The 10,638-nt window shown below is 72.5% G+C and carries 8 protein-coding genes; 3 read left to right on the top strand and 5 right to left on the bottom strand.

The features are described from left to right. Positions 1-163: 163 nt before the first annotated feature. Positions 164-1,087, bottom strand: a complete 924-nt coding sequence (locus tag ACI797_RS27630; RefSeq protein ID WP_456864023.1) for a GmrSD restriction endonuclease domain-containing protein — start codon at positions 1,085-1,087, stop codon at positions 164-166. Positions 1,088-2,333: 1,246 nt separating this feature from the next. On the opposite strand from ACI797_RS27630, the gene ACI797_RS27625 reads away from it, so the two are divergent. Beyond that, positions 2,334-2,495: a hypothetical protein gene (locus ACI797_RS27625; protein ID WP_456864020.1), complete on the top strand. Its 162-nt coding sequence runs from the start codon at positions 2,334-2,336 to the stop codon at positions 2,493-2,495. An 88-nt stretch (positions 2,496-2,583) separates the two neighbouring features. Here ACI797_RS27625 and ACI797_RS27620 read toward each other — a convergent pair whose 3' ends face one another. The 4 genes from ACI797_RS27620 to ACI797_RS27605 all read right to left on the bottom strand — a co-directional run bounded on the left by ACI797_RS27620 (position 2,584) and on the right by ACI797_RS27605 (position 7,454). Further along, positions 2,584-3,540, bottom strand: coding sequence for a D-2-hydroxyacid dehydrogenase family protein (locus tag ACI797_RS27620; protein ID WP_456864017.1), 957 nt, complete (start codon positions 3,538-3,540; stop codon positions 2,584-2,586). Between the two features lie 23 nt (positions 3,541-3,563). Continuing rightward, on the bottom strand, positions 3,564-4,430 hold the full coding sequence (locus tag ACI797_RS27615) for a GmrSD restriction endonuclease domain-containing protein (RefSeq protein WP_456864014.1): 867 nt from the start codon (positions 4,428-4,430) through the stop codon (positions 3,564-3,566). Positions 4,431-4,493: 63 nt separating this feature from the next. Then, a complete protein-coding gene (locus ACI797_RS27610; RefSeq protein WP_456864012.1) occupies positions 4,494-6,746 on the bottom strand; it encodes a putative bifunctional diguanylate cyclase/phosphodiesterase in 2,253 nt (750 codons plus the stop codon). 102 nt (positions 6,747-6,848) lie between these two features. Then, entirely contained in the window at positions 6,849-7,454 is a 606-nt protein-coding gene (locus ACI797_RS27605) for a hypothetical protein (protein ID WP_456864009.1), read from the bottom strand. 167 nt (positions 7,455-7,621) lie between these two features. Here ACI797_RS27605 and ACI797_RS27600 point away from each other — a divergent pair, with 167 nt between their 5' ends. Both ACI797_RS27600 and ACI797_RS27595 read left to right on the top strand, forming a co-directional pair. Then, positions 7,622-8,131, top strand: coding sequence for an HAD domain-containing protein (locus ACI797_RS27600; protein ID WP_456864006.1), 510 nt, complete (start codon positions 7,622-7,624; stop codon positions 8,129-8,131). An 88-nt stretch (positions 8,132-8,219) separates the two neighbouring features. After that, positions 8,220-10,547, top strand: coding sequence for a family 43 glycosylhydrolase (locus ACI797_RS27595; RefSeq protein WP_456864003.1), 2,328 nt, complete (start codon positions 8,220-8,222; stop codon positions 10,545-10,547). Positions 10,548-10,638: the final 91 nt, after the last annotated feature.

Here is a 10,638-nt window from a genome sequence, read left to right as displayed (position 1 = left end):
ATCGATCCAGACGTAGAGTCCGGTCAGGAGGGTGTTGAGGTCTGTCGTCACAACCAGAGCCTGAGCACCCTCCGCCCTGTCTTACAGGCCTGTGCCTCTCCGGGCGTTAGGACTTACTCGTCTAGCTGCGGCGCCCGGTCCGCCAGACCAGGCCCACTACCAATCACGACTCACAGCCGACGCCATCGAGATCGCCGTCGAACTCGTCACGCCACCCGGGATCTCCACGGTGGATAGGGGCGGCGCCCGCGGCCCGGACAGCCGCGCAGTCGTCGTAGAGCACGGTCGCAGAACCAGGCTCTGGCATTCCCTCGCTCGCCGGTGTGGTCACGGAAGGTTCGGGGACCGCCTGGACGGCGCCGACGTTGTCGCCAGCCGGAAGCGGCTCGTCGGGGCAGGTGGCCAGGATTCCTGCGACCGCGTCCCGTTCTGCCGCCGTCATCCAGAGGTCGTAGGTCGCCTTGACCGCCACCTGCCGTGCGACGTACTCGCACCGGTACGTCCGGTTGGGAGGCAACCACGTCGCGGCATCACCGTCGCTCTTCTGCTGGTTGAGGGGGCCGTCGACTGCGAGCAGGTTCAGCGGATCGTTGGCGAAAGCGGTGCGCTTCTCCACCGTCCACTGCTGAGCCCCCTTCTGCCAGGCGTCGGAGAGTGCGACCACATGGTCGATCTGCACGGCCTCACTGGTCTCCGGTCCACGCTGGAACTCGACGACCTGGCCGGAATAGGGATCGAGCAGGCTTCCGCTGAGGACCACACAGTCGTGAGTACCGGGCCTGAATATCTCGTCCCTCAGATCCCGAGCCAGGATGTCGTTCCGGGTGTCGCAACCGTTGCGGTCGACGTCGACCCAGCCGTCTCCGAACAAGTCGCGTGAGTAGCCCGTGCGCGGAGCACGTCCCTTGACCTCCACCTCCGCCAGCACGGCCAGGGCCGTTCGCGGCGCGGCGCCGCCAGGGACCTCAACGCCTGGCTCGGGGGCGGCGGTACTGCTCTGCGTGGACGCAGTCGACGAGGGTGCCGCCGAGTCGGCGGAGGGGGTGCCCGACAGGGCAGAACCGCAGCCGGCGAGCGTCAGCAGCATGGCGAGAAGAGCGGCACGCGGGAGCCGCGACGCAACGTGAAGGGACAACGCACTCTCCGAAAGTGGAACGACGAGTCGCGACCCTAGGGTCGCGACGCCCGCCAAGGCGTCAGAACACGCGCCGATGCGCGCGGGCGGGATGAACACCTCACCCGGCGCATGCAGGAGCAACTGGTCCCACCCGGCGGCGAGTTGGAACAGCCGCCCGCAGGGGCTGGGCTACGGTCCTCGCCGATCTATGCGAGGGGGCACGATGGGTTGGCCGTCAACGGGGCGTCGCAGGAAGCGCAGGCAGCCCTGGGACGACCAGCCTGCTCGCGCCACCACGCGGACCGTCGCCCTGGCCGTGATGGCTGTGCTCGCGTTCGTGATCGGCGGGTTCGCGACTGGCGGTCTCGGGGTGGTCTCGCCGTTTTGGGGCTGATCACTGTGGTCGTCGGGGTTACAGGCCTTGTCGCAGGCCGCGCTCGACGGGGTTTGATCAACGGTCGGAGAGCGGCCGGACTGGCGGCGGGCCTCGGGCTGACGGCGATGATCGTGGGCGCCACGCTTGCGCCTTCGGCGGCGACCCGGTCGACGTCCGACAGCAGTACTCCGACGTCCACGGTCTCGCCGACGCCCCGCCCTCCGCCCCCCACACACACGACGATCGACAGGACCCCGAGCTCCAGCACGAGCCAGCCACCGGCGAGCTCCACCATGAGCCTTCCCTCGGCGAGCGTCGCGCCGAGCATGCCTCCAGCTCCGACGGCCCCAACGGCCACCCAGTCGCCATCGCAGGCTCCCACTCCCGTACCGGCCCCCGCGCCGTCACCTGGACCGGCTCCCGGCGAGACGGTCACCCCAGGAGCCTTCTGCTCGCCCGTCGGGGCAAGCGGGATCACGGAGTCGAGCACCCCGATGGTGTGCAGGATCAAGCCTGGGGACGACCGGGCACGCTGGCGCTCGGCTTGAGACCTGTCAGATGGGGACGTGCTGTCCGACCGCCTGATGACGCGGCTCGGCCAGCCGGCGAACCACCCAGTGACGTCCTGACGCTTTCCCTTAGAAGTCTCGGTCGTCTACTCAGCGACGTGACAATGCGCTGGATGAGCTCGCCGCAGCGCGGCTGGCTTTCGCGGGCGCTGACCGTCCTTGCACCGTCGCTCGACCGAGTGACAGATCGAATGAGTCCTTCCCAGATCTGACGTGTGTCGACGACTCTGCGGAACGCCTGCGGAGGTTGACCACTCGACTGGAGGAAGCGGTGCTGGGACTGGCGATTCAGCTGCTCGTCTGGGTCTGCAAGCTGATGCTCTTGATCGCTGTGTGGACCATGGCGTTCGTCGTCTGGTTCGGTATTGCTTGCTTGGCGCTGGTCAGCCGCAGCCGGGTTCCCCGCTTCCGCGCGCCGCGGATGCGCCTGTAATTCACTGCTCGCGGGTGCAGAGGCAGGACGTCGTCACCGCCGTACGACCGTCGGTCATCGCTGTCCCGGTACGGGCAATCTGCAGGACCTAAGGGGTGAGCATGCGGAGCGGCTCACCCGCAAACCAGGCGGCGACGTCCTCGACGGCCTCGCGGTAGAAGACCTCGTAGCCCCGTGCGGTGACGTAGCCGAGGTGCGGGGTGAGGACGACGCGGCGCAGCTCCCGCAGCGGGTGGTGACGCGGCAGCGGCTCCTGGTCGAAGACGTCGAGCCCCGCGCCGTGGATCGCACCGCCGCGCAGCGCCTCGACCAGCGCCTGCTCGTCGACGATCGGCCCCCGGCTGGTGTTCACCAGGACCGCCGTCGGCTTCATCAGCGACAGCTCGGGCCGGCCGATCAGCCCGCGGGTCCGGTCCGAGAGCTGCAGGTGGATCGTGACGACGTCCGCCCCGGCCAGGAGCTCCTCCTTCGAGGACGCCCGCCGCACCCCCACCTCGGCGGCACGCTCAGGCGTCAGGTTCTGGCTCCACGCGACGACGTCCATGCCGAACGCCTGGCCGATCTGCGCCACCCGCGATCCCAACCGCCCGAGGCCGATCACACCGAGCGAGCCGCCGGCCAGGTCGAGGCCGACGGTCTGCTGCCACCCGCCGGCGCGGACCGCGGCGTCCTCCTGCGGGACGTGCCGGGCGACGGCGAGGATCAGCGCCCACGTGAGCTCCGCCGTCCCCGACGGGTGCGCGCCCGTGCCGCACACGGTGACGCCCAGCTCGGCGGCGGCCGCGACGTCGATCGACGCGTTTCGCGCGCCGGTCGTCACGAGCAGCCGGAGGTTCGGCAGCCGCTCGAGCAGCGCGCGCGGGAACGGCGTCCGCTCCCGCATCGCGACGATCACGTCGAACGGCTGCAGCCGGCGGACCAGCGCCTCGCGGTCGTCGACGTGGTCGTGGAACTCGACCACGTCGGCCGGCTCGGGCAGCCGAGACCAGTCGGCGTAGGTGGCGGCGGCGTTCTGGTAGTCGTCGAGGACGGCGATCCGGTGCACGCGACGGGTCTACACCCGCGGCCCTACTCGCAGCCGACCCCGTCGCCGTTGCCGTCGAACTCCTCGCGCCAGCCGGGGTCCCCCGGCCGGATCGGGGCGGCGCCCGCCGCGCGGACGTCGTCGCAGTTCGCGTAGACCACGTTCCCCGGGCTGGGCGAAGCCGCACCGGCGACCGGCAGCGGCTCGTCCGGGCAGCCGGCCAGCACGCGGCCGACCGCCTCGTGCTCGGCGGCGGTCATCCAGAGCCCGTAGGTGACCTTCACGGCCACCTGCCGGGCCACGTAGCCGCACCGGTAGGAGCGGTTCGGCGGCAGCCAGGTGGCCGCGTCGCCGTCCCCCTTCTGCTGGTTGAGCGGCCCGTCGACGGCCAGGAGGTTCAGCGGGTCGTTGGCGAACGCCGTGCGCACCTCCGGCGTCCACTGCTGGGCGCCCTTCTGCCACGCGTCGGACAGGGCGACGACGTGGTCGATCTGCACCGCCTCGCTCGTCCCCTCGCCGCGCTGGAAGGCGAGGGTCTCGCCCGAGTAGGGGTCGTGCAGGGTGCCGGTCAGGACGACGCAGTCGTGCGTGCCCGGCCGGAACGTCTCGTCGGCCAGATCGCGGGCCAGGATGTCGTTGCGGGTGTCGCACCCGTTCCGGTCGGTGTCGGCCCACGCGGCGCCGAACTGGTCGCGGTCGTACCCGGTGCGCGGGGCTCGCCCCTTGACCTCGATCGCGGCGAGCGCCTCGAGCGCGGTGCCTGCAGCAGCCGTGGGGCTCGTCGCCGTGTCGTCCGCGACGGCTGTCGGCGCGCTGGTCGGAGGAGCGTCCGGCGTCACGACGGCGCACCCGCCGAGCAGCAGCGCGGCGACAAAGCTGGCCGGCCATGCCTTCAGCGGGTTTCCGTGCACCCCGACCTCGATACCGGATGGGGACCGGCACCCGCGGCACCGACGCGCCGCTGGGAGCGACTGCTACGCGCCGACCGGCGCCGACTCCCGGGCCAGCCATGCCGCGAACTCCGCCGCCGGCACCGGCGGCTGGTGCAGCCAGCCCTGGACGGCGGTGATCCCGGCCCGCCGGACGAAGTCCTCCTGGTCGGGCCGCTCCACGCCCTCGGCCACGGTCTCCAGGCCGAGCCGGTGGGCCATCTGCGCGATGGCCTCGATGACCGCCTGGTCGGCGTCCACGGTCGCCGCGCCGGCGACGAACGACTTGTCGATCTTCACGACGTCGACCGGCAGGGTGCGCAGGGTGGTGAGCGCCGAGTAACCGGTGCCGAAGTCGTCGACGGCGATCCCGACGCCAAGCCCGGCGAGGACGTCGAGGGTGCCCTGCACGGCCGGGGAGTCGAGCACGGTCGACTCGGTGATCTCGATGATCAGCTGCTTGGGCGCCAGCGCGTGCTCGGCCAGGCAGTCGCGGACGACGGCGACGAAGTGCGGGTGCGCGAGCTGCGACGGCGAGGCGTTGACGTGCAGCGCGATGTCGCCGTCGTCCCACGAGGCGACGTCGGCGCAGGCCTGGCGGAGCACCTGCTCGCCGATCGGGATGACGACGCCGGTGTGCTCGGCGACGTCGAGGAAGTCGCCGGGCAGCCGCAGCCCGAGCACCGGGTGCTCCCAGCGCACCAGCGCCTCGACGGCGACGCAGCGGCCGTCGGTGGTGGAGACGATCGGCTGGTAGTGGACGACGAACTGGTCCTCGTCGACCGCGCGCCGCAGCTCCGCCTCGAGTGCCGAGGTGTCCGAGAGCAGGGCCGGCGTGAACGACTGCACCCGGTTCTTGCCCGCCGCCTTGGCCGCGTACATCGCGATGTCGGCGTGCTGCACCACCTGGCTGCCGGTCGTCCCCGGCTGCAGGCGGGCGAGGCCCACGCTGGCGCCCACCTGGGTGCGCCGGCCCTCGAGCATCACAGGCGCCGAGAGCAGCTCGACCAGCCGCTGGCCGATCGCGCCGGCCTCGGACTCGTCGGCGTCGCACAGCAGGACGCCGAACTCGTCGCCGCCGAGGCGCGCGCAGAGGTCCTGCTCGCGCAGCGCGCCGAGCATGCGGGTGGCGACGTGGCGGAGGAGCTGGTCGCCGGCGGCGTGCCCGAGCCCGTCGTTGACCACCTTGAAGTCGTCGAGGTCGAGGAAGAGCACCCAGCTCCGGCCGACCGACGCCCGTGCCGCCTCCTCCAGCGCAGCGGTGAACGCGGCGCGGTTGGCCAGCCCGGTGAGGGCGTCGGTGAGCGCCTGCGCCTCGAGATCGCGGTGCGCCTGGCTGCTGCGCATGGCCAGTGCGACCTGGTTGTTCAGCGACTGCAGCGCGTTCACGGCCTCGCCGGGGACACCGTCCGGCGCCCCGACCAGCATGAACGCGCCCGGGAAGAGCTTCGAGTGCCCCGGGAAGTAGGGCAGCGGGATCCGCAGCCAGCGGCGGGCGACGTCCCCGAGGACGCCGGGTTCGAGGATCTCCTCCACCTCGTTCCCGCCCCCGCGGACGAGGTCGAACGGCAGCGAGGTGAACCCGAGGTCGCCGGTCTGCTCGACCACGCGCAGCGTCCGCTTCTCCACCGCGACGGCGAGGACGCTCAGCCCCGGCGTCCAGCGGGCGACCTCCGCGACGGCGCGCCAGCCCTGGGCGCGGATCGCCTTCGGATCGGTCACGCCGAGGAGGTTGGTGCCCAGTTCCCGCAGCGCGGCGTCACGGCCGCGGGTCTGCTGGCGCTCGAGCATGCCGAGGGCCAGGTGCCGGGCGCCGAGAGCGGTCAGGCCGAGCACCGGCAGCGTGGAGAAGACGGGCGCGCTGTCGGTCACCTCGGGCTGTCCGGGGACGATGCCCCAGATCAGGGGTGCGGTGATCATGGCGGCGGCGATGAGAGCGGCGTGGAAGACCACCCGCCGCGTGCGGTCGTACATGCCGCGGAACCACAGCGCCGGGAACACGACGCCGAAGGCCACCGCGGGCCACGGGCAGGCGAGCGCGAACCCCAGCGTGGCCAGGCCGTCGCAGACGTCCAGCAGTAGCAGCGCGCGGCGCGACCGGTAGCGGTGGGTCCAGATGGCGGTCAGCGTGAGGGTGGAGAGGGCCAGCAGGCCCACGCGGGCGGGCCCGGCCCCGATGAGCGCGCCCGGCACGACGGTGAGCAACGAGCCCAGCGCGATGACGAAGAACAGCCACCGGGTGTAGGCCACCGGCTCGGTGGGGCGCACCAGGAGCCGTCGCACGACGGTGCTGCTCATCTCGGTCCTCGGGTCGGCGACACAGCGCTGTTCGCACCGGTCATCGACCCGTCGGCGGGCCGGCTGGAGAGCGGCCTCACCCGTGCGGGGGTGGCTCCGCGGCTACCCCTCGTGGACGCGGACGAACTCCTCGCCGGTCCAGTGCCAGCGCACGGTGATCGGCACCGACGGCCCGCTGGCGTGGGAGTCGCCGGCCCCGTAGGCCAGCATGGCGGCGACGACGTCGCCGTCCTCGACCGAGAGGCCCTCGGCGTCGTAGAGCGGCGGGAGGTGGACGCCCTCGCGCAGCAGCCGGGGGCTCGGCAGCTCGGCCAGCAGGTCGCCGTCGGCGGTGAAGACCTGGACCTCCTGCACGATGCCGTTGGACGGCTGCGGCGAGCACTCCAGCAGGACGACGGTGTCGTCCTCGCCGTCCCCGTCGACGTCGCCGCTGGTCTCGCCCTCGTACGTCACCTCGTAGTACGCGTAGAACGGCGGCCGCGTGTCGTCGGCGGGGACCCGCGTCGTGCCGTCGACGAGGGAAGCGCGGAAGCCGGCGGGCACGATCCCGTCGCAGGTGATCGTGTAGGCCGCGTTGCGCCAGTCGGGAGCGGGTTCCGTGGCCGCGCCGCCGCCGTCCCGGCTGCCGGCGTCCTGGCCGCTGCACCCGGCGAGGACGGCGAGGACGGCGCCGACGGCGGACCATGCGCGCACTGCCGCTCTGGACATCGGGCCTCACCTCGGCCGGGCGGAGAGACGGGAAGCATCCCTTCCGGAACGAAGCGTCCCACTCCGGGCGACGCCCGCGGCGGGCGCGGAGCGGGGCGGTGTGCGAGCCGGATCGGAAGCACGCCGGATCGACTGCGGACGGTGATGCGGCGGCGGACCATCGCAGCATGGCCGCCGTCCCGATCCTGCTGCTCGACGTCGACGGCGTGCTGAACGCGGCGCGGGAGGAGCTGCCCGAGGGCTGGCGGCGCGGGACGTTCCGCGGGTTCGTGCTGTCGTGGGACCCGACCGTGACCGCCCGGCTGCGGGAGTGGCACGAGTCGGGCCGGGTGGAGATCCAGTGGCTCACCACGTGGACGACGGACGCGGACCGGCTGCTGGCCGAGCCCATGGGCCTGCCGCGGGGGCTGAAGACCCACCACCGCGAGGACGCCGCGCCGGTCGGGTTCCTCGGCCGGCTGACCGGACTGTCGGGGTGGTGGAAGCTGGCCGCCGCCCGCGCGGTCGCCGAGGCCGAGCCGGACCGGCGGATCGTCTGGATCGACGACGACCTGGCCGAGCAGGCCGAGGACACCGGCGAGTGGCTGACCGCCCACCCGCACGTGCTCGTGGTCGCGCCGGACCTGTACGACGGGCTGACCCACGAGCAGCTCGACGAGATCGAGGCCTGGCTCTGACCGACCGCCTCGAGATGCGGAATCTCCGTGACTCGTTACGGTGACCCTCGTCACGTTCCAACGTTGTAAAGGTGACAGGGGGAACGCCGTGTTCACGTCCACCCGCGTCCGAGGTGCCGTCGCGGTCACCGCGACCGCTCTGGGGCTGGCTCTCCTGGCCCCACCGGGCTCCGCGGCCGGGGCGCCGCCGACGGGCCCGGTCGAGCCCACCGCGACCAGCTACACCAACCCGGTCAGCGCGCCCGTGGCCGACACCTACGCCGACCCCGCGGTCATCCGCGGCAAGGACGGCTGGTGGTACGCCTATGGCACCACCGACCCTCTGCGCGAGGGCGACACGGAGCGGCACCTGCTGCCGATCTCCCGGTCGCAGGACCTGGTGAGCTGGGAGTACGTCGGTGACGCCTTCACCGAGGACACCAAGCCGGCCTGGGCGGAGGACACCGCGGGCCTCTGGGCGCCCGACATCCGCTACGTGGACGGGCAGTACCGGCTCTACTACGTCGTCACCGAGACCACCATGTCCGCCGAGACGGGCGACAACGCGATCGGCGTCGCGTTCTCCGACTCCCCCGCCGGTCCCTGGACGGACTCCGGCGACCCGGTGGTCGACCCCCGTCGCGAGGGAGCGAACAACTACCTGTGGACGTTCGACCCGCACCACGTGAGCGGTCCGGACGGCGAGGAGTACCTGTTCTACGGCTCCTACTACGGCGGCATCTGGGTCACCGAGCTGAACGACGACGGCACCGAGGCGGTCGGCACCGCGACCATGGTGGCCATCGACAACAAGTACGAGGGCGCCTACGTCGTCCAGCACGACGGCTGGTGGTATCTGATGGCGTCGTCGGCGAACTGCTGCGCCGGCCCGACCACCGGCTACAGCGTCCACGTCGGCCGCTCGCAGAGCCTGACCGGGCCGTACGTCGACCGCGAGGGCGTGCCGCTCGACCAGTCGCGCGCCGGCGGCACGCCGGTGCTGGCGCAGAACGGCAACCGGTGGATCGGCACCGGCCACAACGCCGTCGTGACCGACCTCGCCGGCCAGGACTGGGCCGTCTACCACGCGATCGACCGCGGCGACCCGTACCTGACCGGCACCGACGGCATCAACGAGCGGCCGATGCTCCTCGACCGGCTCGACTGGATCGACGGCTGGCCGACCGTCCGCGCGGGCGCGTGGGCGTCGGACGACGAGCAGCCCGGACCGGCCACCGGCCCCGTCACCGATTTCAGCGACGGGGTCGACGGCGCGTGGCAGACCGCCGGCGGGTGGCGGACGGTCGAGGACGCGCAGGCCGGGACGTCGCTGGAGACGAAGGGGAACGGCGTCCACACGATCCTCAGCCGTGCCTCGCTGCCGGCCGACGTCCGGGTCGAGGCGGACGTGCGCAGCACCGCCGGGTCCACCGGCGAGTACGGCCTGCTGGCCGGGGGCCGGCACGGTCAGCGCGGCACGATCGAGGCCGTGATCGACCCGGCCGCCGGGACGCTCGTGCTTCGGACGCTCGACGGGAACCGGGTGACCGGCCAGCAGACCGCCCCGCTGCCGCCCGGCTACCAGCACGAGGACTGGCACAGCCTGGTGCTCGAGATCCGCGACGGCGTGGCCACCGCGGAACTGACCCACGCGCGCCTGTTCGACCCGCTCGCCCGGGTCGAGCTGACGGTGCCCGGCGGCGGAGCAGAGGGCCCGGCCGGTGCGACGGCGAGGGGCGAGGGCGTCCAGTTCGACAACCTCTCCGCGCTGCCGGCCGCCGAGCTGGTGACCGAGCGAGTTCCCGGCCCCCAGCCGGGGCAGCTGCTGCCGGAGTACAGCGACGAGTTCGACGGAGCCGCGCTGGCGCCCGGTTGGGAGTGGGTGCGTGAGTCGCAGACTGCCGATGTGGCTGGCGGGCAACTCGTCTGGCCGGTGGAGGCCGCCGACCTGACCGGCAGCGGCAACGACGCCGGCGTGCTCCTGCGGGACGTGCCGGACGGCGACTGGACGGCCGAGACGAAGTTGACCATCGACCTCGGCATCAACGACGTCCGCAACTACCAGCAGGGCGGTCTGATCGCCTACGTGGACGACGACCTCTTCGCGCGGCTGTCGCACGTGGCCATCTGGAACACCCGGCAGACGGAGTTCGGCAAGGAGATGCCCTACGAGGGCCGGCTCTCCTACGGCGGGACGATCGTGGGCCCGCCCGCGGACACGACGTGGCTGCGGCTGACCCACCGGACGGACGAGAACGGCGAGCGCGAGCTGCAGGCGTCGACCAGCACCGACGGCGAGACCTGGGTGCTCGGCGGCGTGTGGACCCTGCCCGCGGGATCCGACCTGCGCATCGGGCTCGTCTCGCACAGCTGGACCAACCCCGCGGATCCCCAGGCGACGTCGCGGTTCGACTACCTCCGCGTCTACGCCGACTGAGTGACGACCGAGGGGGGGGCGCGGGGGGGGGGCGCGGGGGGGGGGGGGCGGGGGGGGGGGGGGGGGGGGGGGGGCGCGGGGCGGGGCGCGG

The organism is Geodermatophilus sp. SYSU D00691, assembly GCF_054050275.1.
The sequence above is the reverse complement of the archived record's forward strand: the minus strand, read 5'-3'. Positions and strand labels throughout refer to the sequence as shown.

Excerpts from the sequence above, each read along its gene's own strand:
- ACI797_RS27630 (WP_456864023.1), bottom strand. The coding sequence starts at position 1,087 with ATGCTGCTGACGCTCGCCGGCTGCGGTTCTGCCCTGTCGGGCACCCCC.
- ACI797_RS27610 (WP_456864012.1), bottom strand. The coding sequence starts at position 6,746 with ATGAGCAGCACCGTCGTGCGACGGCTCCTGGTGCGCCCCACCGAGCCG.
- ACI797_RS27605 (WP_456864009.1), bottom strand. The coding sequence starts at position 7,454 with ATGTCCAGAGCGGCAGTGCGCGCATGGTCCGCCGTCGGCGCCGTCCTC.
- ACI797_RS27600 (WP_456864006.1), top strand. The coding sequence starts at position 7,622 with ATGGCCGCCGTCCCGATCCTGCTGCTCGACGTCGACGGCGTGCTGAAC.